The 22672-nt window shown below is 66.4% G+C and carries 14 protein-coding genes; 10 read left to right on the forward strand and 4 right to left on the reverse strand.

What is annotated here, in order from left to right; all coding sequences use genetic code 11:
• Positions 1-22 precede the first annotated feature (22 nt).
• The gene (locus tag KA419_07955; protein ID MBP7865871.1) at positions 23-928 is read right to left on the reverse strand and encodes a hypothetical protein; all 906 of its coding nucleotides are present in this window, start codon (positions 926-928) and stop codon (positions 23-25) included.
• A gap of 113 nt (positions 929-1041) precedes the next feature.
• Here KA419_07955 and KA419_07960 point away from each other — a divergent pair, with 113 nt between their 5' ends.
• The 6 genes from KA419_07960 to yacG all read left to right on the forward strand — a co-directional run bounded on the left by KA419_07960 (position 1042) and on the right by yacG (position 10446).
• The gene (locus tag KA419_07960) at positions 1042-3837 is read left to right on the forward strand and encodes a SpoIIE family protein phosphatase (protein ID MBP7865872.1); all 2796 of its coding nucleotides are present in this window, start codon (positions 1042-1044) and stop codon (positions 3835-3837) included.
• The gene (locus KA419_07965; protein ID MBP7865873.1) at positions 3834-5159 is read left to right on the forward strand and encodes an SLBB domain-containing protein; all 1326 of its coding nucleotides are present in this window, start codon (positions 3834-3836) and stop codon (positions 5157-5159) included. Before KA419_07960 ends, KA419_07965 begins: the two co-directional genes overlap by 4 nt.
• Positions 5160-5326: 167 nt before the next feature.
• The gene (locus tag KA419_07970) at positions 5327-5866 is read left to right on the forward strand and encodes a bifunctional (p)ppGpp synthetase/guanosine-3',5'-bis(diphosphate) 3'-pyrophosphohydrolase (protein ID MBP7865874.1); all 540 of its coding nucleotides are present in this window, start codon (positions 5327-5329) and stop codon (positions 5864-5866) included.
• A gap of 79 nt (positions 5867-5945) precedes the next feature.
• Positions 5946-8417 (forward strand): immunoglobulin domain-containing protein, encoded by a 2472-nt coding sequence (locus KA419_07975; protein MBP7865875.1) that lies wholly within the window; start codon positions 5946-5948, stop codon positions 8415-8417.
• A 70-nt stretch (positions 8418-8487) separates the two neighbouring features.
• Entirely contained in the window at positions 8488-10149 is a 1662-nt protein-coding gene (locus KA419_07980) for a TolC family protein (protein ID MBP7865876.1), read from the forward strand.
• Positions 10150-10245: 96 nt separating this feature from the next.
• Positions 10246-10446, forward strand: a complete 201-nt coding sequence (gene yacG / locus KA419_07985) for a DNA gyrase inhibitor YacG (protein MBP7865877.1) — start codon at positions 10246-10248, stop codon at positions 10444-10446.
• Positions 10447-11347: 901 nt separating this feature from the next.
• Here the strand turns inward: yacG and KA419_07990 are convergent.
• Positions 11348-16609, reverse strand: a complete 5262-nt coding sequence (locus KA419_07990) for a hypothetical protein (GenBank protein ID MBP7865878.1) — start codon at positions 16607-16609, stop codon at positions 11348-11350.
• Complete coding sequence (locus tag KA419_07995; GenBank protein MBP7865879.1) at positions 16600-17280, reverse strand: hypothetical protein; 681 nt, start codon at positions 17278-17280, stop codon at positions 16600-16602. The genes KA419_07990 and KA419_07995 overlap by 10 nt, the downstream gene beginning before the upstream one ends.
• 477 nt (positions 17281-17757) lie before the next feature.
• On the opposite strand from KA419_07995, the gene KA419_08000 reads away from it, so the two are divergent.
• The 4 genes from KA419_08000 (at position 17758) to KA419_08015 (ending at position 21424) form a co-directional block, all read left to right on the forward strand.
• A complete protein-coding gene (locus tag KA419_08000) occupies positions 17758-18684 on the forward strand; it encodes a TPM domain-containing protein (GenBank protein ID MBP7865880.1) in 927 nt (308 codons plus the stop codon).
• Between the two features lie 87 nt (positions 18685-18771).
• Positions 18772-19434 carry a TPM domain-containing protein gene (locus KA419_08005; protein ID MBP7865881.1) on the forward strand — a complete coding sequence of 221 codons (663 nt, stop codon included), beginning with the start codon at positions 18772-18774 and terminating at the stop codon, positions 19432-19434.
• 369 nt (positions 19435-19803) lie between these two features.
• Positions 19804-20907: a hypothetical protein gene (locus KA419_08010; GenBank protein ID MBP7865882.1), complete on the forward strand. Its 1104-nt coding sequence runs from the start codon at positions 19804-19806 to the stop codon at positions 20905-20907.
• A 133-nt stretch (positions 20908-21040) separates the two neighbouring features.
• Positions 21041-21424, forward strand: a complete 384-nt coding sequence (locus KA419_08015; protein ID MBP7865883.1) for a hypothetical protein — start codon at positions 21041-21043, stop codon at positions 21422-21424.
• A 390-nt stretch (positions 21425-21814) separates the two neighbouring features.
• Here the strand turns inward: KA419_08015 and KA419_08020 are convergent, their stop codons facing one another.
• Positions 21815-22630: a fasciclin domain-containing protein gene (locus tag KA419_08020; protein MBP7865884.1), complete on the reverse strand. Its 816-nt coding sequence runs from the start codon at positions 22628-22630 to the stop codon at positions 21815-21817.
• Positions 22631-22672 lie beyond the last annotated feature (42 nt).

Below are 22672 nucleotides of genomic sequence, written 5' to 3' on the forward strand. Positions count from 1 at the left end.
CCGTTTCGAGGCCGGGCCCGGTTCAGGGCGCGGGTGGTCCGCTCTCGCCGGCTTCGGTTTCCGCCCCCGTGGGGAGCCAGAGCACGGAAAGCTGGTGCAGGGTGATGTCGGCGTGACGGTGGCGGATCTCGTACTCCTCCACGCTCAGCAGCCGCGCCTCGAGTTCGGCGTAGAAAACCGTCAACTCCCGGTGGGCTGCCGCGAGCATCTCGTTGAGGGCGTACTCGAGGTCCTCCTGGTCCTCCATGGGGGGCTGACCGGACGGGGGCGGGAGCGGGGCCCCCAGAGCGAAGAAGAGCCGGGTGAGCCGCTCGTCGGCCTCCTGGATCCGACGACGCCTGCGCTCTTCCAGGTGAGCGAAACTGGCGTCCTCGGCGTAGACTTCGGGCCGCAGGTGGTAACGCTCCTTGATCCCCTCGAGGCCGCGCTGGTGCTTCTTGCGGAGGGACAGCCACTCGGGCGCCGCCTCTTCGTGGATCCGGGCGCGGCAGCGCTGGAGGAAGTCCTCCCGGGACTCGTGGGGGTGGGAGAAGCACTTCAGGAGGGGGTGGTGAAGGATCCGGATGGGAAAGTGCCGGACGTAGCCCTGCTGGACCTTGGCGGCCAGGGCCCTGCGGTCGAACTCCATTACGGGCGACCGGTACGCGAGGCCGGAGGAGGGCAGGGGACGGAGACGGGTCCGGTCCACCCGGAGGAACATGTCCGCTGTCCAGAAGAAGTCGTCTTCCATCTCCATGAGGGGGCAGGCGATGCTGGTGTCGCCCGTGAGCTTGATCTGGGAGCGGACATCGTAGGTGTCGTAGTGCACCTCGGCGAGGAGGAACGGGTTCACCTGGATCGTCCTCCCCGCCCGGGCCCCCTCGACCACCTCCACGTCGGTGAACGACGGGATGCCGGTGATAGGGTTCGCGGGATGGGTTGTCAGCATGCGCCTCCGGTTCTCGGACAGTTTGGAATTCCTACTCTACCACAGCTGCCCGCGGATGGAAACCTCGTTGAATCCCGGGTCGAAATCCTGTAGGATTCACCTTCGGAGCGACCATGAAGCGGAACCGACTTCACCTCTGCCTGGCCCTGCTCGTCACGGGCTTTCTGATCTGCGCGTTCTACCTTTACTTCGTCCAGGTGAGAAAGGGCTTCTGGACGCCGTGGGTCGGCATGAGCTTCAGTGCCCACACGCCCCCGAAGGACAGCGCATGGATGCCCTTCGGGATCAGCAACCGGATCGGGACGGTCCAGACGGTGGTCTCCGGGGGGCCCGCTTCCCGCCAGGGGGTCCTGGTCGGCGACCGCGTCCGGGCCGTCGATGGCATCCCCATCGAGAAGACCGCCGAGGTGGTGGCCCATCTCCGGAAAACGGGCCCGGTTGCCCCGGTTCGCTTCGACCTCGAATCCGCCGGCCGCGTGAGAGGGGTCACCCTGGTCCCCGAGACCGCCCTGGGGTGGACGCAAAACATTCTCAGCCAGGCTTCCAGCGCCGTCACGGCCCTGATCTTCCTGCTCGTGGGCGTTTTCGTCATTTTCCGCCGGCTGGACGACCTCCGGGTGCTCCTGCTCTTCGTGGTCTGCACCATGGCCGCCACCGCGTTCCTCTATTACCCGATGATCGGCCTCGCGTTCGCCAACACCTACGGGATCCAGCACGACAGCTTCCTCGCCCCCGGGATGGGACTCACGATCCTCCTGGTCGTGATCTCCGGGCTCCTCGTCTCCATGGCCCTCCTTCACCTGACCCTCGTCTTTCCCCGGCCGCTTCGCTGGGTCGAAGCCCACCCCCTCACGATCCGGTGGATCTACCTTCTCGCCCCCTTCGGGTACCTTTTCGCCTTCGTGGCCGTCGCCCTCTTCGCCTATTTCTCTTTCCTCTCCTCCCTGGGGCTGGGGCGGGTCCTCCTGGCATTCGCCGTCGTGACGGCCCTGGCCGGCTTCGTGTTCCGACGTCGAATCCTCAAGCCAGGAAAGGGGCTCCGGGCGTTCCTCGCGGACCACCCCTGGCGGGTGATTGCCCTCGGCCTGGCCGCTCTCGCGGCGTTCTGCGGCCTGGCGGCGCCCCTCGCCGACTGGGGCCTGGTACCCGAGGCCCTGCTCATCGCCGGCGGCCTGTGCCTCTTCGCCGGGGTGATCCTGCAGCCGCTGGTCTACCCGGTCGCCAGCTGCGTCGCCCTCTACCTTCAGCATCGGCAGTCCAGGGCGGACGAGCGGGCCCAGTTGCGCTGGCCGATCTGGGGGACCTTCGTGGCCGTGTCCGGGAACCTGCTGCTGGGGCTCCTCATCATCGGTTCCGCCTTCGTGGGCCGGACGGCCCCGGGCGTCCAGCTGGTCGGAGAACTCGGGAGCAAGGCGCTCTACGTGCTGATCCCCCTTTCCTTTGCCATCGGGATCCTCAAGCACCGGGTGCTGGACATCACCGTCCTCATCCGGAGGACCCTGATCTACGCCCTGGTGACCTTCTCGGTGCTCGCGGTCTTCTTCATCCTCGCCGGGGGGGCCGGCGGCCTGCTGGCCACCTACACCGGCGTCCGAAGCACCTGGTCCATCGTGTTGTCGACCCTGTGCGCCGTGGCGGTGGTGACGCCGGTGCAGCGACGGGTGCAGGGCTTCGTCGATCGGCGTTTCTTCCGGAAACGCTTTGAGTATCCAAAGCAGTTGGATCATCTGGAAAAAATCCTTCAACAATCGGAGGATAGGCAGGATATATTCAGTCTGTTTATTAGGAAAGTCGAGTCCGTTTCGCCGATCAAGTCCGGCGTGGTCTTCTACCGGGCGGAGGGTGAAACGGTCTTCCGGGCGGCGCAGGCTTTCGGGACCGTTGCGGAGGTGTGCCACTCGCGGCGGGTCGAGGAATCGGACCCCCTCGTTCTTTCGCTGGACGAACCGTTGGAGCCGGGTTCCGGCCTGCTGGCGGAGGGGACCGCCCGGGCAAGGCCGGGAGGAGGCCTGCACGCCCTGGCGGGGTTCCGGGTGGACGAGCGCCTGGCCGGTTTCCTGGCGGTCCCTGCGGAAACCCTCCCGTCGAACCTCGAAACGGAGGACCTGGGCTTCGTCCGTCTGGCGGCCGGCCTGGTGTCCCGGGCCCTGGAACGGCTCAAACTCCGGGCCCAGTCCCTCGACCTCGAGCGGGCCCTGGAAATCCAGCGAAACCTGCTTCCGAGGAGCGTGCCGGAGGTCCCTGGCGGGCGCTTCGCCGTTTTCTGGAAACCGTCCCGTTCGGTCGGCGGCGACCTCTACGACTTCTTCGATTTCGGCGGGGGACGTTTCGGATTCGCCATCGCCGACGTCTCGGGGAAGGGCATGCCCGCGGCCCTCATCATGTCCAACCTGCAGGCGGCTTTTCGCGCGGTCATCGACGAGACGTGCCCGCCGGAGGAGGCGTGCCGCCGCCTGAACCGCAGCGCGGTGAACCTGCTGGGAGACGGCAGATTCGTGACTTATTTCTACGGAGTTTACGACTCGGAACATCAGGTGATGGTTTATTGCAACGCCGGCCACTGCGCCCCCCTCCTCCTGAGGGAGGACGGGTCGGCGGAGCGACTGGAGTCGGGCGGGCCGGTCCTGGGGGTCCTCCCGGACGTCGTGTTCGAGAGTGGACGGGTCCACCTTCGGGCCGGCGACCGCGTTGTCCTGTACACGGACGGCCTTTCCGAAGCCTCCGACGCCGACGGGGAAGAGTTCGGGGAGACCCGGATCGGGGAGGTCTGCCGCACCGCCTGGGACCTCGATCCGGAGGCGATGATCCGTGCCCTGGTGGACGCGATTCGCGAGCACGGCGCCGGGGAACTCCAGGATGACCTGACGGTCCTGGTTCTGGCCCTGGGCAAAGCAGGAGGGACGGGATGAACACGGGCCATGGGATCACCCACGCGGAACTGGTCCGCCGGGTCAAGGAAGCGGGCGTGGCAGGGGCCGGGGGGGCGGGTTTCCCCACCTGGCGGAAACTGGACTGCGCCGGCCGGGTGGACACCGTGATCCTCAACGGGGCGGAGTGCGAGCCGCTTCTCTTTTCGGACCTGCACTGCATGCGGTGCTACCCCGAGGCGATCGTCGGGGCGGCGGCCCGGGTTCGTCAGGCCCTGGGGGCGCGGGAGGTCGTCCTCGCGTTCAAGCACAAGCGGCGGAAACACCTGGACGGGCTCGTGGCGGCCGCGGCAGGGGACCCGGCGATGCGCGTGCTGGAACTGGAGGACGTCTACCCTTCCGGCGACGAGCACGTGCTGACCTTCCTCGCCACCGGCCGGGTCCCCCCCCAGGGCGGGTTGCCCCTGGACGTGGGCGTCCTGGTCCAGAACGTGCAGACGGCGGTCCACATCCACGACGCGGTGGAAGGGAAACCGGTTACCCGGCGTTTCGTCACGGTGGCCGGCGCCGTCGCACGCCCCTTCTGCGCCGAGGTCCCCCTCGGGGCCCGGGTGGGCGACCTCCTGGAGCGCGCGGGCGGGCCGACCTGCCCCGAGCCCCTCGTTCTCGCGGGGGGGGTGATGATGGGACGCCCCGTCGAGGTCGGCGATGGCGTGGCGCGGACCACCTCGGGGATCGTGGTGCTCCCGCCGGGCAACCCCGTTGCCCAGGAACTGCGAACCCCGCTCGACCGGGAGGTCCGCGTCTCGGCCTCGGTCTGCGACCAGTGTTACGCCTGCACGGAACTATGCCCCCGGCGCCTGCTCGGGCACGCCATCGAACCGCACAAGCTCATGCGGAGGGCGGGGAAGGTCCTGTCGGCCCCCGGGGAGGAGGATCACATCGCCTTGTACTGCTGCGAGTGCGGCGTCTGCTCCCTGGTGGCCTGCCCGGTCCGCATCACCCCCCGCCGGCTGATCGCCGCCATGAAGCCCGTCGTGCCCCGGGAGTACCTCCGCAAGCAGGCGGGGACGCCACACCCCGACCACGCCCGCAAGGCCCTGCCCATGCCCTGGCTCAAGATGCGCCTGGCGCTCGAGCGTTTCGACGTGGAACCCGAGTTCCTGGGCCCCCTCAACGACGTGCCCCGTCTCTCCCTCGATCTCGCGGAGTTCGGCGGCGGCCGGGCGCAACCCCGGGTCGGCCCCGGGGACCTTGTCCTTCCGGGGGACCGCGTGGCCGAGGGAAAGTGGCTGGACGTCCACGCACCCCTGGCCGGCACCGTGGAGGCTATCGACGGCAAGGTCGATATCCGGGTTTTATGAGTTCAAACCCAGGAGCTCCTGGAAAGTAAGGATCTTTGTAAGTTCTGACTGGTTTCAGGGCGGTATTTATTTCCCTGCTTCCAAGTTCGGGCCGGCGTGTGCGATAATAGGCGGCGATCCTCCTGCCGTGCCCCGTGGTACTCGGAATCTTCACTGGGGGTGTGCGCATGAACTGGGACCCGGAACGGTACATCGAAGCCTTGCGTTTCGCGGCGGAGCGGCATGGCGGGCAACGCCTTCCGGGTTCCGACATCCCGTACCTCTTCCACCTGTCGTGCGTGGCGATGGAAGTGCTTCACGCCGCCGCCGAGGACCCGGAGATCAACCTCGATCTCGCCTTGACCTGCGCCCTCCTGCACGATGTCGTCGAGGACACCGGCGCGGAGACGGAGGTGTTGCGGGAGCGCTTCGGCGACGCCGTGGCCGGCGGGGTGGCGGCGCTCACCAAGCGGGCGGACCTTCCCGGGGCGGAGCGCATGGCCGACAGCCTCCGGCGCATCCGGAAACAGGGCCGGGAAGTGGCCATGGTTAAGCTGGCGGACCGGGTCGTCAACCTCCAGCCCCCACCCGCCCACTGGACACCGGCGAAGATCGAAGCTTACCGGCAGGAGGCCCGGGGGATCCTGCACGAACTCGGGAGCGCCAGCCCGGCCCTGGCCCGGCGACTGGCGGAGAAGATCGCAGAGTACGGCTGGGACGTCGAGTGAAAAGGTCGACCACCGGGCGCCGTCCTCCCGTGCGCCGCCGGGCCACCCGCCGGCGCCGGAACACCACAGGAGAGGGATCATGAAAACACGCAGCCTCCTCGTTGTCCTGTCCATCCTTGCCGTCGGGTTGACGGCCGCCGCGGTGCGCGCGCAGGCCCCCATCATCGTCGACCACACCTGCACCGACCTGTCCCAGGTCCCCGCCAACTGGATCCAGCAGGCCAAGGCGAACCTCCGGGTCGGTTACGGGCACACGTCCCACGGCAGCCAGCTGGTGACGGGCATCGAAGCCTTCCGGGGCAGCCCGGGTTCGACGTACGACTACCAATCCTCCGGCTGGGGCCTGGAAGCGGGCACCTTCCTCAACGACTACTGGGGCAACGCCGGCGGGGCGGGCGACCTCGGTTCGGACGGTGACCTCGCGTGGCGCGATGCCACGGTGGTCATGCTGGGAACGACGGGCAACGACCGAAACGTCGTCATGTGGTCGTGGTGCGGCGGCGTCAGTTGGACCTCCGAGGCGGGGATCAACGCCTACCTGAACGCCATGGCGGCCCTGGAAACCGCGTACCCGGGCGTCCGGTTCGTCTACATGACGGGGCACCTCGACGGGTCCGGAAACGCGGGGAACCTCCACCAGCGGAACGAGCAGATCCGGGCTTTCTGCATCAACAACAACAAGATCCTCTTCGACTTCGCGGACATCGAGAGCTTCAACCCCACCGACGGCACCAACTTCCGGGCCCTCTACGCAACCGACGGGTGCGAGTACGACACCAACGGGGACGGCAACCCCTGGGGGGACGGCAACTGGGCCACGGAGTGGATCGCGGCCCACCCCACCCACGAGCTGACCCCGATCGCCGCGGGGTGCAGCGAGTGCGCCCACTCCGAACGCCTGAACTGCGTGATGAAAGGGCGGGCCTTCTGGTGGTTGATGGCGCGTCTCGCCGGTTGGGACGGCGGCACCGGCTGCCAGGCGCCCTCCATCACGACCCATCCCGCGGGGGCCACCATCCAGAGCGGGCAATCCGTCACCCTCAACGTCCAGGTCTCCGGGACGCCGCCCTTCAACTACCAGTGGTACCGCGGCCTGAGCGGGAACACCGCCGACCCGGTCGGCGGCGGGATCGGCTCCTCCTGCGACACCGGTCCCCTGGAAACGTCGGCCGACTTCTGGGTCCGCGTGACCAACGGCTGCGGGACCGCCAACAGCAACACGGCCCACGTGACGGTCCAGTCCGGCCCCCTCCCGCTGACGCACGGCGCCCACGTGGCCAGCACCGACGCCTGGTGGTCCCGGGTGATCCTGGTGAACACCGGGACGGGGGGTGCCTCGGCCATCCTCAGGTCCTACGACGCGGCCGGATCGCTGCTGGACACTTATGACACCGGGGAGATCCCGGCGAAGGGGTTTTTCTACGAATCCATGGAAACCGTCTTCCCGACGGCGGCCGCCCTGGGGGATGCCCGGTACACGGTGTCGGGCCCCGCCGACTTCAAGGGCGTCACCGAGTTCGGCACACGGGACGGCCTGTCCCGGGCGGTACTCCCGCTGGCTGCCGGCTCGTCCACCCAGATCTTCTTCCCCTACGTCTATATCTCCGACCCGGGGACCGGTCTTTACTACACCGGGTTGACGGTGGTCAACCTCGCGGCCTCCTCGAACCTGGTCCAGTTCACCGCTTTCAACGAGGCCGGGGAGCAGTTGGGGACCCATTCCGTCACGCTGGCGGCCGGGGCCAAGTACGTGAGCCTCGTAGACCAGATCATCCCCGGGCTCGTGAACCCGTCCCGGATCCGGAGCGTCCGGCTGGCCGCGGCACAGCCCGTGGTCGGTTTCGAGTTGTTCGGGAAATGGGGCGAGATGGGGGTGGCGGGGCTCGGCGGGGTCGATCCCGCCTCCGCGGCGAACATGCTGCGGTACGTCATGGTCCCCTCGAACACCGACTATTTCACCGGCGTCACGTTCCAGAACTTCGGTCCGGTCCCCACCACCGCCCATGCCCGCCTCTACGACGCCGACGGGGCCTCCCTCGACACCCAGGACTGGCTGGTCGGTCCCGGACAGCAGATCACCCGGGAGATCTGGGGCATCTTCAACGGGCGCGTCAGTGCCGATGCCGCCACCCTGATCGTGGAAGCCGACCAGCACCTGAGCGGTTTCCAGCTCTTCGCGTCCCGGAACACCGATCCCATGGAGTTCAAGTTCGACGGCCTCCCCGCGTTCACTTCGGCGGCCTCGACCCTGTCGTTTCCCCTGGTTCGCCCTGAGGGGGGGTTCCAGTCCGAGTTCCGCTTGTCCAACCCCGGGGCCTCGGGCGTCAACTACACCCTGACCGCCTACGACGCCGGCGGCACTGCCCAGGGGAGCGTGTCCGACAGCCTGGGCGCCGGGGCCAACGTTCGCCGGCTGCTGGCGGACGACTTCCCGGGGACGCTCGAGAGCATCGCCTGGGTCCAGTTGACGGCAACGGGTGCTGTGTGCGCGGAAGTGACCCTGATCGCGGACGACTGGTGCTCGAACCAGTCCTACGTTGGCATTCCGTGAGGGCGAAACTTTTCCGGAAGGCCCATCGTAATACGGGTTTGATTTGCCGATCTCTTTGCAAGGAGCAGGTATGTTCTCAGTCTTTATCCGTCGGATGATGTCGGTTGGGTGGATCGGCCTCGCCCTGGCGATCGCCTCCCCGGTCGCGGCCCAGGACGGGAGCCGCCCGGAGGATGCCCTGCAATACAAGACCCTGGTGGAACGCGCCCGGGAATCCGGCAACTCCCAGGGGATGACCCTGGAGGAGTGCATCGATCTGGCCCTGAACCGGAACCTCACCATCGAGATCACGCGCTACCAGCCCCTCATCAGCCGGGAGCAGTTCCACGCCACGCTGGGCGTCTACGATTACCAGCTCGACGCCAACATCGGCTATTCGAAGACGGAGCGGCCCGTGCTCGGGACCCTCCAGCGCCAGTATCTCCGGCTCGACACCACCCAGTCGAAGGACCTGAACTTCGGGGCGAAGCTCTCGAAGTACCTTTCGACGGGCGGCAGCTTCTCCGTCCAGTCCAACAACGATCGGATGACCAACAACTCCAATGCCTTCAACCCGACCTACTCGGCCTCGCTGCTCTTCTCCTTCAACCAGCCGCTCTGGCGCGATTTCCGCATCGACGCCAGCCGGCGGGCCATCCTCAACGCGAAGAAAGATCGCGAGATCTCCGACTTGGACTTTGAAAAGCAGATCTCCGACATCGTGAAGTCGGTGGAAGACGGCTACTGGGACCTGGTCAACGCCATCGAGCAGCAGAAGATCCAGATCGCCAGCCGGGAACTCTCCCTGATCCAGTTGCGGGACAACCGCAAGCGCGTGGAGGTGGGGACCCTGGCCCCCATCATCATCACCCAGACCATGTCGCAGGTGGCCCAGTCCGAGCAGTCGGTCATCGCCTCGGAAGCGGACATCGTGCGTGCGGAAAACGTTCTGAAAAACCTCATCTGCAACGACCGGAAGGACCCGATCTGGCTCAAGGTGATCATCCCCGTGCAGACCCCCGCCGTACCCCAGGGGGTCCCCGAGCTCAGGGACCTGATCGAACGAGCGGTCAAGCAGCGTCCCGAGGCCAGGAAGTACAAAATCTACCTGGAGAAGGACGACGTCGACATCCGCTACTACGACAACCAGACCAAGCCGCGGCTTGACTTCGGCGCCTCGTACGCCACCAACGGCGTGGCCGGGCCCAACGTTGTGGAGTACGACTACGACGACGACGGCAACATCATCGGGCAGCACCCCGGCAAGTTCACCGGAAGCCTGGGGACCGTTTACGAGCAGGTCTTCAAGCAGGAGTACCGCGACTACACCATCGGCCTCACCTTCACCTACACCTTCGGCAACCACGCCGCCAAGGCCAACCTCGCCGCGGCGAAGCTGGGCAAGGACCAGGACGAGGCCACCCTTCGCCAGTCCATCCAGACCATCAGCGTCGAGGTCCTCAACGCGGTCCAGACCATCGAGGTGAACCGGAAGAGCCTCCTGGCCGCCATCGCCGCCCGCCAGTTCCAGGAGGAGCAGCTGGACGGCCAGCAGAAGCGCTACCAGGCCGGCCTGACCACCAACTTCGAGGTCCTCCAGACCCAGCGCGACCTCACCAACGCCAAGGCCGCCGAACTGTCCGCCCTCATCTTCCTGAAGAAGTCCTTCGTGGAGCTCAACCGGGCCACCTTCGACATCCTGGACCAGAACAAACTGGACGTTGTCACCCGGCGGCCGGCGGAAAAGAAGTAAACCAGACCCGCACGGGCGCCGGGCCTGCGCGGACCCTGTCCCCGGGGCGCCGTCGGCTGTCGGCGCCCCGTTTTATTTTGACGAAGGAAACGCCCGATGCCTGCCGAACAGAATCCCCTCCGCCCGCCGCGCTGCCCTCAGTGCCGGACTCCGCTGGAGTCCGTGTCCGGCCCGAACTTCCCCTTCTGCTCCGAGCGCTGCGCCCTCGTGGACCTCGGCATGTGGGCCGGCGAGTCCTACGCCATCCCCGGCACATCGGAAGAGGAGGGGGAAAATGAAGAAGAGCCTTCTCAATAAAGTAGCTCAGTGAATCATTCGCGATAAACCAAGCTTTTTCCCTACGCCCTTTCGGACCATTACAATCCACAAGGCTTTATTTTCCTTATCAAGTCATTTTCTCCTTCCTTCCTGCTGGAGTATGATGTATCATTTCACTATAACTGCCTGATTTTCTCGTCGAATTGCGAGGTCTACACCCTACACCCATTGATCCCCCTGGCGGGGATCGGGTCGGGTGAGGATGTTGCTGGCGTCGTTGCAAACGTGCAGCAGTTGCCCCGCCCCCGGCAATGCCTGAACGGAGCGGCCCACCCGCGTCGCGTTCCCAGCGCCGATTGGGCATGGCAGTCCATCCGCGCCACGTGCCCTTCGTTCGTCACCTGGGCATGGCGGCCAGTCCGCGTCACGTTCCCTTTGGCCTTGCAGAGGATATGAATCAAATCGGGATTGGACGTTCGAGGGCCCCGCCCCGAAGGGGAGGGGGCGTCCCAGCCGGGGGCCAGACGCGGGCGCCGGTCACGATCGGGCCGGAGGACAGAACGTTCCGGGCGCCCGCGTCGCCGCCTCCGGGACGCGGCGAAGGAGGATGGAAAACGCACCCTGAAGGGGGGCGGGGAAAGGCGGCAAACCCCCGAACCGGAAGTCGGCACCCGAAGAGGCAGGGGCGGAAGAATGGGAGGGGCGGGTTCGCTTTTGACTTCCCGATTGGCCTTCCCCTTCGGGTAAAGGGGGAGCAGTCGTACGAATCCACCTTCATCCCGGACCCGGGCCTTCCTCGCCGCCAAGCCGTCCTACCGCTGCCCGGCGCGGACCAATCGTTATGTCCTCTTGATTATTCGTCACTTGCACTTCTGGTGGCTATCTCCCCATGATTTTATTGGGGTTAGACAGAACCTGGCACTTGTACCCCTGGACCCCGTCAATTCCCCGGGTGCTTCCTTCCGAAGAGAAGCACTGAAATGATAAGGGTCGCGATGATGGCGGCCGGTACCCCGAGATAGATACTACCCACGACCAAACCTGCCGTGATCCCCGTCACCGCCGAGACCTTCCGGATCGTGTCGCGGTGACGCTGCCGCTGGGTTTGCTGGCCGACCCGCACGAAGTTTGTTCTCAGGCGCTTCGACAGGTCGTCGAAGGTCTTCCGGTCGTTCCTCTCGAGCGCCAAGGCCAACTGGGGGATGTCCGACAGCAGGTGCCGCCGGCTGTCCGGGAAGAACTCGCCGTCCAGGACCTGCCCGTCGAAATAATCCCCGTAACGCGACCAGGCGTCGCGGAACACCGCCGTGTCACCGAGCAGGACGCTGGACTCGGCCAGGAGATGGGCCTGGTAACGGGCTGTGTGATCGTGGGATAGGTAGCGGAGGGCATCCCGGCAGGCGGACTGGAGTTCCCGGTATCGCGCCGCCCCGAAATAGGTCAGCGAGACCGCGAGGTTCATGACCATCCACATCTTCACGTCCGTCCGCTGTTTCCAAGAGGAAAGGAACTTCGCCGTCAGGGGAAGGCTGACGTCGAAAAGCGCCCTGCCGACCTCGGACCAGGTTTCGGTGGCGCTGATCCGTTCGGGGTACTGCCGCCCGTAACGGATCACGATCCGCTGATATCCGATACCCGTCAGTTTATCGAAGATCGTGGCCAGGTAGGCCGGGTCCTTCCAGGAGAAGCGGTCAGCCAGGGCGAGCAGTTTTTCCAAGGCCCGCGCGCCTGCCCCCCGGAACAGGCTGCATTCCAGCATGCTCCGGCAGGGTTTGACGTTTTTCTCGCGGTTTCGGGCCACCTCAGCCATCATGCCGAACGCGTGCACGGACGGCTGCTCCCCTCGTTCCATCCGGTGGCTCATCCGGTTGCAGACCTCGTCCAGGAGCCCCGCATCGGTCATCTTCTCCCACGCATACTTCACGGCCCATTCGGTGCCAGTGTCGTCGTCGGCATCGGCGTCGGCGTCGAAACTGACGGCGAGCACGGTTTCCACGGCTTTCTTCGGGTCCTTGCGGTCAAGGAGGACCTCGACGCGGCGTGCCAGGACGACGGGGTTGTCCGGGACCCACTGCAGGACCTTGTCGAGAATCTTCCCGGCTTTGTCGAGAAGCCCCAGTTCCCTCAGCGAGTCGTAGCACTGGAGGTGGAGGTTCACGGACTGCGGGTAATCCTGGAGACAAAGGTCCCATTCGGATTCGAGTTGGGTCGGCGGCAGCCCGGCAAGGGCCAGCACGATCAGTCGGTCCCTCCGGAACCAGCCCTGGGCCTGCATGGCGGGCGGGGAAGGGCATAGCAGCGCGCGGGCATCGTCCCATGCCCCGTCCTCGCGCATCCAGGTGAGGAGTTTCTCCCAGCCCCAACCGAACCAGGGGGCCGATCGAACGACATTACTCATGGCTTCCCGGGCCTGAGCGGTCTTTCCGGACAGGCGTTGCAGCCACGCCAGTCGGCCGGCCGCCGGCGACGGGTCCTTCAAGTGGGGCCGCACCCGTTCGAGGACGGTCGCCGCCTCTTCCAGGCGTCGCTCCTTCGCCAGGAGCTGCGCCAGTTCGTCCGCCGCATCGTGCAATCCTTCGTCCAGTTCCAGGGCGCGCCGGTAGCATTCCTCACCTTCCTTGCGCCGGGCCGTGTTGTCCGATGCGGCCAGCATCCGCGCCAGCATGAGCCAGGGGTAGGCGGCCGAGGGTACGAGCTTGACCCATTCCCGGGCCAGTTCGAGGGCCCCCTTCGGGTCGCCGAGGTCCGTCAGCACGTTTATGGCGCACTCGCGCCGGAAACCGTTGTACGGGTCGGCCGCGAGCGTGCCGAGCGCCAGGTCCCGGGCTTCCCGGGTGCGTTTCCGGCGCAGCAGGAAACCGATCCGGGCGTTGATGACCTCGGTGGAGAGTGGGGCGATGGCCCGTGCCCCTTCCAGCCACTCTTCGGCGCCCTCCGCGTCCCCCTGCCGTTCCCGGACCTGGGCGATCTGAAGCCGTACCGAGGTGTTCGCCGGGTGCCGGCGGTGGACCTCGCGGAGGGCTTCCTCGGCTTCCGCTTCCCGGCCCAGCGCCCGGTGCGCCTGGGCGAGGGACAGCCGGAGATCGATGTGATAGGGGAAGCGCCGCACGGTCTCGGTGAGGAGTTCCCAGGCCCGTTCCAGGTCGCTCCGACCCCGCCCGTGCTCCAACCAGAGGTCGGCGACGGCCTCCAGGACTTCCGGGTCGTCGGGCCGCTGTTTCCGCCAGCGGTTCACTGCTTCTTCCGCTGCGGACAACCCGAAACGGTCGGCAATCAGAAAGGCGAGTTCGCGGGCGAAGTAAAGGCGGCCGACGCAACGCGCCAGGGAGGCTTCGATGCACTGGAGGACCCGTCGCCGCTCCCTTTCCGTCAGGCTGGTGGCACAGATCCAAGCCCTTCGGTAGGAATGGAAATCCTCCGGGTTTGCCTCCACGGCGGAGATCCAGTGCCCCATGGCCGCCCGCCAGTCTCCCCTTACCTCGGCCCACATCGCGTGAATCCGCAGGGTGCCGGCTTCCCGCGGGGCTGTCCGGTCGCATTCCGACAGGGTCCGCCGGATCTCCTGTTCCAATCGTCCGCGCTCCGCGGGCGCCTTGACGGCGTACTCGCCGATCCGGATTGTCGCCAGCGCCCTCCAGGCCCAGCCGTCCTCGGTGTTGCGGGCGAGTCGTTCCTGGACGAGTCGGAGTTGTTCTCCCTCCGCATCGTCTTCACCGAGGCGGTCGTGTAAAAGGTCCTCGATCTCGTCGTGGCCCGGGTGCTCCTCCACCCACTGGCGCGCCAGGCTCACCGCGACGTGGTTTCCCTCGAGGATCGTGACGGCGTCCAACAGTTGCCTTCGTGCCGTCATCGAGTAAGGGGAGACCCGGACCCACTCGCGGGCGTGGTGGAGCAAGGCCTCCCACTCGCCCCGCAGGCGGTGGAAGACCACCCGGGCCTCGTGTATGCCCGCCGTCTTCTCCCCCCGCGATTCGAGGCGGCGCAGCCCGGCCTCCGCGTCCTCCCAGCGCCCAAGGCGGCACAGGTACGGGATGGACGCCTCGACCCACTCCGGGTCGTCCCCGTGAGTGCCGAGGGCCTCCTCCAGGGCCGCGGCCGTACGCTCCGGGTACCCGAAAACCTCCAGCGCCTCGACCCAGGCGAACCAGGGCCCCAGGGGTCTCGGCGACGTCGCCAGCCTCCGGGCCCGTTCCTCCAGCCACCGCAGACCGTCCGCCTCGCGGCCGTCCAGACGCAGGACGTTGCCGTAGACGAGGGCCCTGCCGTCGTCCTCGTCCGCCAGGCACGCGGCGGCCCGGTAGGCCAGGCGACCGAGGTCGGTCTGACCGTCCGCCCAGGACAGGTTCCCCATCGTGGACCAGGCTTCCTCGCTGCCGGCGTTCCGGGCCAGCACCCCGCGCAGGAGCCTGAACGCCCGTTTGCGCCCGGGTTCAGAGTCGGCGAGGAGGTCCGCGTACCGGCAGACGTAGGTTTCGGGGGGATACCACCAGTCTTGGGTGGCCTGAATCCCGGGCAGGCGACCTTTTTCCACCACGTCGCCGAGGGTCTCGCGCAACAGGCCCGTGTTGCCGAGCGAACCGCAGGCGTTGAGCAGCGACCGGCGGAACCGGAGGCAGCCAGGGTGTTCGTTCGTCAACCCCTGGAAGGCCGAGAACGCCTCGCGCTCCCTGCCTTCGACGACCGTCTGGACAGCCTCCAGGTAACGGGTCACGACGTGGCCGGGGAGCGCGGTCTTCAGACCGTCCACGACCCGGCGGGCGGCGGGGGGCCCCGAGTCGCGCAGGGCCCGCCCATGTTCACTGAAAGCGGAGAACGCCAGGGAGTCGTCCCGGGGAATGATCCGGTCCAGGAAGGCGACCCGGTCCCGGGGCAGGGCGGCAATCCCCCGGGGCCCCAGCGGGTGCTCGTCGGCACCGAGGCCGTCCAGAAGGATCTCCCCGAGCCGGGGGAAGGAGGGATCGTGATACAACAGGGTCCCCGCCGCCTCGTCCAGCCCGACGGCCGCGACCGCGTGGGCGGAACTCTCGGCTTCGAGGGTGAGGATGAACGGGACCCCCGTCCGGACCAGTTCCGCGGCGATGCCTGGAGTGACCTGGAAATGCCGGACCGCGAGGCCGCGCCGCTCGAGCCAGTCGGCCGCGTTCCATGGCGTGGTCCCGCCATAGGTGATCTCACCCGCGATGGCGTCCTCGTCGAGGTCCATCCCCAGCGCGAAGAACACGGCGGCCATGCTGGAGGGCAGGCAGGTGTCGTGCTTTTGGGACACCCGGCGGAACGGCAGGATCAGGCGCCGTCCATTCGGGCTACGGCGAAGGTTCTTCAGCAGGGTGCGGTAGTAATGCGACCCGGATTCTTCGGCCCACTTCTCAAGGGCGGCGCGATCCCCGGCCAGTTCAGCGATGTCCAGGCTCGCGCGGGCGATCCGGTCCCGGGTTTCCTTGTCGGGCCGCGGCGTCAGCGCCGGCATCCTGCCCACCAATTCGGACGCCCGCCCGAGGGCACGGCCGCGGGTGTCGCCGTCCAGCGTTTCGGCGTAGGCGCAGGTCAGCCAGGCGGCATAGGAAGCCAGTTCCACGGACTCCCCCGCCTCCGCGGCCTCGACGATCCGGCGAGCCGCCTCCGGGAGACGGCCGCACTTGATCATGGTCTGTCCCAATAGCCGGGCGGTCCAGGGTTTTCCCGGACTGACCATCCAGGAGCGGCGGGCGGCTTCGAGCGCCTCCTCCCAGCGGTCCGCGGACAGCAGGACGGCCGCTTCGGAGCTCAGCACCCAGGCGTTCTCCGGCAGGGTGGTTTTTGCCCGGTCCAAGCAAGCAAAGGCGTTCCCGAAGTCCCGCAGCCCCGCCCAGTACGTGGCGATTGATCCGAACCAAAAGGCTTTCAGTTCCGGGTCGTCGGTGTCGAGCTCCGGTTCGGCCTCGTAATCGATAAGGGTGTCGAGGATGTCGGCCCGGCGTCGCCCCACGTGAAGCGCGTAGCACCGGGTCAGGGGATGCCGCGGCGCCCGGCGGGCGGCCTCCCGGTGCAGCCAGCGCGCCAATCGCGGGCTCCCGACGTGGAAGGCCAGCCGCCCGAAGAGGATCAGTTCGTCGATGGAGAAGTCGTCCGTGTCGGTCTCCGGCGCCCACAGGTGAGCGCACCGGCGGTAGGCTTCCAGGAAGCGATTGTGCTCGAACAGCTCTCGGATTTCCGTCAGGTCCACTTGCCCTCCTCTGTATCTCGTCTGTTCCCCGCCGCCCCGACGACCCCGAAACCGGCAGCGTATCGGTCTCCGCAGGAGCCTGGCACCCTTTGCCTTTCTGCGGCGTGGTGCCCTTGTAAAAAGTCAGACGGCTCTGGGTAGGAGCGGGGAGAATTTCGGGCAGGGTGAACGCGGGAAGGGGTTCGACCCGGTTTTTCCCCGGTCGGCCCTCCAAAAATCGAGAAGAGCATCCCAACAGCGACAAAGAGGGGAGCGAACAAGATCGACAAGGCCGTTTCGGGCTCCGCAGCGGCCTCCCCGGCAACCTTTTCCGCACAGGCCTCACGCGCGGCTTCCGCCAACCGGGCCGCCCGGACCGCCGCCTCATCGAAGGCCAGTTGCCGCAACGTCTCCCCGTCCGTCGGGTCGAACTGCTGCTGCAGCACCAGCGCGCCCAGCACCGTGTGCAGATCCTTCCCGGGCCGGCCTCTCCCCGACGTGAAACACGCCGCCGGCTTCTCCACGGGCAGGACGGGCAGGATCTCCTGCCGGAACAGGCCAGGCCAGGACCCTGCCGTCAGTTCCCGGTGTTTCGGCCCCTGGAAGTGCCACGGGTCGATCAGCATCGGGGTTTTGTGGTAGTTGATGGGAATCAAATGTTTTACCTGCATGCCTGAATTGATCTGAGGCATACACTACATAAAAAGCAAATCCCCGTCAAGTGGAAAATGATGGATATTCCTTTTGTTTTCTGTATAATATCCCCGGTTTTAACTCTTTGCGAGGGCATCACGGCTTCAACGAAATCGTCAATCTATGGAAAGCCGACCATCTGTTCAAACACAATTCTTGACCTGCTGGTTAAGGTCCCGTGGCGTAGTGTCTCCACTCACATCTTATTTGTATGTTCCCTACCCTCTGGCTCCCCACTAACTCCTTCACACCGCTTACGCCTTACCCAATCGACCTGCACCTACCCTTTGCCGACTGTTTTTTTCACTCACCTCAGTTTCTCCGGCCGCCCGTGCGGAATCGCCGACCCACGCAAGAATCGGTTGACAAAGCGGAGCAGGGCGGATAAGAATAAAGAGGTTGAGTCTGCATCCCGTGTGAAAGCAAGCAGCATGAGACAACCTGAAACGCGAAGCCAGGAGAGGAGGCCGATCCCGATGCCGATGGAGCGTTCCGGCCCCGGCCGGTCCCACCTCTGTACCTTCCTTCTTTTTACCCTTCTCGCCGTGCTGTCCGTCGTTTCCCTCGTCGCGGCCGTGGCGGTCCCGCCGCTCACCGGGCGGATCGTGGACACCGTCGGTGTCGTCGATGCCGGAACGAGGCAGCGGCTCGAGCAGTTCCTCGCGGGCTTCGAGAAGCAGACCTCCAACCAGATCGCGGTGCTGCTGATCCCCACGCTGGAGGACGAGCCCGAGGAGGACTTCGCCATCCGCGCGGCCCGGGAATGGGGGCTCGGAACGAAGGAAAACAGCAACGGGGTGCTGATCCTGGTGGTCACGCAGGACCGCAAGATCCGCATCGAGGTCGGCCGCGGCCTGGAGGGTGCGCTGCCGGACGGCCTCTGCGGGCGCATCATCCGGGACGAGATGGCCCCCCTGCTCAAGCGCGGCTCCGAGAAGTGGGGAAGCGCCGTGGAGGCCGGGGTCATGGCGGTCGCGAAGGCCACGAAGGGGGAATACGTCGGGTCGGCCAAGTCGAAGAAGAAAGGGTCGCCCTGGGCCGTCATCGTCATCGCCGGCCTGATCGGACTGGGGATTCTCGGCGCCCTCACCAAGCTGTGGGTTTCCGGCACCGTGGGCGGGCTCGCAGGGGGCGCGGCCACGGCCTTTCTGGCCGGCAACCCGCTCCTGGCGATCCTGGGGGTCGCCGGCGGGCTGGGGGCCGGCCTGATGATCCCCTGGCTGTTCCGGTCCGCCCGGGAACACGGCGGCGCCGGCGGGTGGGGGTCGTCGGACGGACACCACGGTTCGTCGTGGGGCGGCGGCGGTTCCTGGGGGAGCAGCGGCGGCAGCTCCTGGAGCGACGGCGGTTTTTCCGGCGGAGGCGGCTCCTTCGACGGGGGCGGGGCTTCCGGGGATTTTTGAGGAAGGGCATTCGCCGAAGTGCCGAACCGAATTCACGCAAAGGCGCCAAGGCGCCAAGTTTCGCAGAGGGATTCCGAGATGGCCCAAATGAGCAGGAAAACGGCGGGTGTCATTCAGTTGCTGCTGGGGGCCGGGTTCGGAGCGCTGGCCCTGTGGAGGCTGAGGGCCCTGGAGGTCCCGGCCTGGCACGAAGGGATCGACCTCCACTTCATCCTGGTGGAGGCGCTGTTCGGCGCCGCCGGAATTCTCCTCCTTCTCGGGGCCTGGTTCGTCATCGACGGTTTCCTGCGGGATGCGAAGGTGAGACGGTTCTTTCCCGAGGAGGCCCGGAGAGCCATCGCCGCGAAGGTCGGCGCGGCCGAAAAGCGGACGTCGGGGGAAATCCGCGTGGTGGTCCGGGTCCGCCGGAGCTTTCCCGAGCGGGTCCGGGGCCTCGGGGTCGAAGACCTGGCCCTCCGGGAGTTCAGCCGTCTCGGCCTGGAACGTACCCGGGACCGGACCGGCGTCCTGGTCCTCGTCCTCCTGAGCCGGCGACAGTTCCGGATCCTCGGGGACACCGGGATCCACGGGAAGATCGGGCAGGGGACGTGGGACGCCCTGGCCGCCCGGATCTCGTCCGAAGCCCCCCGGGAGGGCATCGGGAACGCCATCGCGACGGGCCTCGGGGAGATCGGCGAGCTGCTGGCGGCCCATTTCCCCCGCAAAGCGGACGACACCAACGAACTGTCGGACGAGGTGGCGATCCGGTGAAGCGGGGGTCGGCCGCGAGGGCGTGAACGGGGGGAGTCGGCGACGGGAACGGCGGTGGCGATCGCGATGCCGTTGCTGATTCTGAGCCCGGGACCGGCAGCGACTGCGATAGCGATTGCGATACCGATACCGATACAGATACAGATACGGCATGATGTCGGGGAAATAGAAGGGAATAGGAAAGAAAAACACCATACAGTCGCGGAGGTGAGTATGCAGCACGAGCAGTACGACCAGCGGGGTGGGGGCTATCCCCCGGGGTACCCGCCCCAGCAACCGCCCCCCCAGTACCCGGGGTATCCGCAACAACCCTATCCCCCGCAATATCAGCCCCAGTACCAACCCCCAGGATACGGCTACAAGAAACCGATGGAGCCGCCCGAGTTCGCCTGGCTCTGGATGACCATCGGGATTTTCTTTTTTGTCTCTTTTTTCATCCCCTTCAGCAGCGATCCGATGTTCTTCATTTGGGACTGCCCGGGGATCATGATTTTCCTGTTCGCAACGGCCATGGTGATGGGTATCGGGATCCCGATCGTTGCGTACGTGGTTCCCAAATTCACCCGGATGATCGTGCTGCTCAGCATGGGTGCGTTCGGGCTACTCTCTTTCACCATCTTCCAGGGGCAGCGCGCCGGTGCGGGAGGAACCTTTCTGGCCCTTTCCGCTTTCGCTTTCGTCGGAGCCTACATCGCCGACGAATCCCGGTTGAAATACCCTTTCAACTTCCTTTCCCGTTTGCTGGGAGGGATTTGCGGGGGGGCGCTCGCCCTCTTCGTTATCCTGGGTGAACTGCTCCAGATCACCCAGACAGGGTATTTCACCGGCATGAACGCGATGAGGGTCATCAGTTTCATCGTGATGCTCCTGGCCAGCCTGACGCTCGCCGGGGCAGGGGTGATCCTCCTGGTGAATCTCGCCGTGCGCCCGGACAGCTCCAAGCTGGCGAAGATGTCCCGCCTTCTCCTGCAGATCGGCATGCTGGTGCTTCTGGGGTGGCCGCTCATCGGGGAGCCGGTCTCCATGCTGATCGATTTCTCGTTCGCCGCAGGGCTCTGGACCTTCTTCTTCGTTCTCCGGATCTCCGGTTTTGTCCTCGGTTACATGATTCTGATGGGATTCTGGCTGTACAAACTGCTCGACCTGGTTTCCTTCCAGAAATATCCGGGGCAACCTCCGGTATACCCGCAGTACCCGCCCGCTGGGGCCGGGCAGACCCCCGGTTACGGCCCGCAGGGCGGCTACGGCCCGCCGCAGGGCTACGGTCAACCTCCGCAAGGCGGTTATGGTCCGCCTCAAGGGGGTTACGGCCCGCAGGGCGGCTACGGGCCGCCGCAGGGCGGTTACGGCCCGCCCCAGGGCGGTTATGGTCCGCCCCAGGGTGGTTACGGCCCGCCGCAGGGCGGTTACGGCCCGCCACAGGGCGGGGGGTGGCCGCCTCCCGGCGGGGGGCAGCCTCCTCCGGGGCAGTGATAAGGCCCTCCGTTCAAAGTAACCGGCGTCCGCTGACGCCGGTTTTTTTTTGGGGTTCCCCCCATTTTCCCGGCACTGCTGCCTGATTTTTTCGTATACTGTCGTTTTGTGAAATTAACCCGGAGGTACAACCATGAAAAGAATTCTGACCATCGCCTTCTTCGCGCTGACCCTTGCCTGCTTCGGGCTGGCGGACACCCCGAAGGACGACCCCAAGACCACCACCGGCAAGTCGGGCGCCACCTGCCAGTCCAAGGCCCAGGGCCAGGACGCCGGCAAGACCCCCTGCGGCCACGCCAAAGGTTCCGCCGAGTGCCAGAAGGCCCACCAGGGCGGAAAGGGCTGCTGCAAGGGCGCCGAAGCCCACGCCGCGGGCTGCTGCAAGACCGGCTCGGCCGCCCAGGGCGAGGCCAAGGGCCAGTGCCAACACGGCAAGGACGCCGCCAAGTCCGGCGCCCAGGGCAAGTGCCCGCACTCCGCCCAGAAGGAATCCGCCCAGACCGAACCCGTGAAGTAGGGCGAAACGAACCGTGACGCTCACGTGGCGTCGGCCCATAGCCGACGCCGCGTCAGGGGCGTCACGAAAAACGTTTCCGGACCATCAACATCACCTCGATTTCGCGAGTGCCGTCATCCGGGCGACAACCATCCCTTGGATCAAGGGGGGTTGCCGTTGGGGTGACGGCGCTTTTCCGTTTTCAGTCGAGGCGGTTTCCGCCCAAGCCTCACGCCTAACGTCGCGAAGGGCAACCCTCATGCCCGACCTGCGGGTACTCCGAAAATGATGATGGATCATCGCTCCATCGTGACGACGTCACAAGAAGTTCGGAGATCGAACGGGAAAGTGCCTGTGACGCCTTTGTTCGAGACGTCGCCCAGGGACGATGGCCTTTTATTGCGGGGAGTTTCAATCGTGAGCCAGGATCCGATCGAGGGCCCGTCGAAGGATCCAGGCTTTTTCCCGGGCTGACTTCTCGGCGCGCATGGCCCGCAGGGCCCGTTCCAGGTCCTTGCGCGACGCTTCGGAGACCTCGGGCATCGCCCGCAGCGCCTCGCAGGTGATTTCGTACACGGCGGCGCAGGCGGCAACCTGGCCACCGTTGAAGAGCGGTACGCCGCGATCGATCGCCATTTCGACGAGCGCCCGGGGGGGGAGTGGCTTGCCGACGGTTTCAGGCGGCAGCAGCACCTGGTCGATCACGTGAATGATGCCATTGGAGGCAACGATGTCGGCCTTCAGCAGGGTGGCCGGCCCGATTCGGACGCGGCCGTTGTCGAACATCGCGGTGATCTCCGTTCCCTGCAGCGTGACGGCTTCGCGGGCTTCGATCGCTTTGGCGAGCGTCACGCGGCCGGCGACCACGTGATACAACAGAATCCCGGCCAGTTTTTCCTTGTTCGCCGGCTTACGCAACTCGTCGAGGGTGCCGGCAGGCAGCCTGGCGAAAGCCTCGTCCGTCGGGGCGAAAACCGTGAAGGGCCCCTCGCCGGAGAGCACCCCGGCCAGGCCCGCGGCGGTCGCCGCGTCCAACAGGGTCTTGAAGCTTCCGGCGGCGGCGGCGACATCGACCACCGTCTGACGCGCGGAGGCTGTATACGTCGGGTCATCACCGGCCACGGCCTTCACGGAGGCGATCTCCAGCTCAAACGGCCCCGGTTTCTTGTCGGCAATCGTGAAACCGACCGAGGTGACTTCCGCGGGGTCCAGAGAGGCCCCGGGCAGATTGCTCCCGAAGGCCTGCAGCTTGAAGTCGCCGAGGGGGAT

The organism is Acidobacteriota bacterium (assembly GCA_018001935.1).
GTDB lineage: Bacteria > Acidobacteriota > JAAYUB01 > JAAYUB01 > JAAYUB01 > JAGNHB01.

Bases quoted from the DNA above. Each gene is read 5' to 3' on its own strand.
- KA419_07955 (MBP7865871.1), bottom strand. From the start codon at position 928: ATGCTGACAACCCATCCCGCGAACCCTATCACCGGCATCCCGTCGTTC.
- KA419_07960 (MBP7865872.1), top strand. From the start codon at position 1,042: ATGAAGCGGAACCGACTTCACCTCTGCCTGGCCCTGCTCGTCACGGGC.
- KA419_07965 (MBP7865873.1), top strand. From the start codon at position 3,834: ATGAACACGGGCCATGGGATCACCCACGCGGAACTGGTCCGCCGGGTC.
- KA419_07970 (MBP7865874.1), top strand. From the start codon at position 5,327: ATGAACTGGGACCCGGAACGGTACATCGAAGCCTTGCGTTTCGCGGCG.
- KA419_07975 (MBP7865875.1), top strand. From the start codon at position 5,946: ATGAAAACACGCAGCCTCCTCGTTGTCCTGTCCATCCTTGCCGTCGGG.
- KA419_07980 (MBP7865876.1), top strand. From the start codon at position 8,488: ATGTTCTCAGTCTTTATCCGTCGGATGATGTCGGTTGGGTGGATCGGC.
- yacG (MBP7865877.1), top strand. From the start codon at position 10,246: ATGCCTGCCGAACAGAATCCCCTCCGCCCGCCGCGCTGCCCTCAGTGC.
- KA419_07995 (MBP7865879.1), bottom strand. From the start codon at position 17,280: ATGCCTCAGATCAATTCAGGCATGCAGGTAAAACATTTGATTCCCATC.
- KA419_08000 (MBP7865880.1), top strand. From the start codon at position 17,758: ATGCCGATGGAGCGTTCCGGCCCCGGCCGGTCCCACCTCTGTACCTTC.
- KA419_08005 (MBP7865881.1), top strand. From the start codon at position 18,772: ATGAGCAGGAAAACGGCGGGTGTCATTCAGTTGCTGCTGGGGGCCGGG.
- KA419_08010 (MBP7865882.1), top strand. From the start codon at position 19,804: ATGGAGCCGCCCGAGTTCGCCTGGCTCTGGATGACCATCGGGATTTTC.
- KA419_08015 (MBP7865883.1), top strand. From the start codon at position 21,041: ATGAAAAGAATTCTGACCATCGCCTTCTTCGCGCTGACCCTTGCCTGC.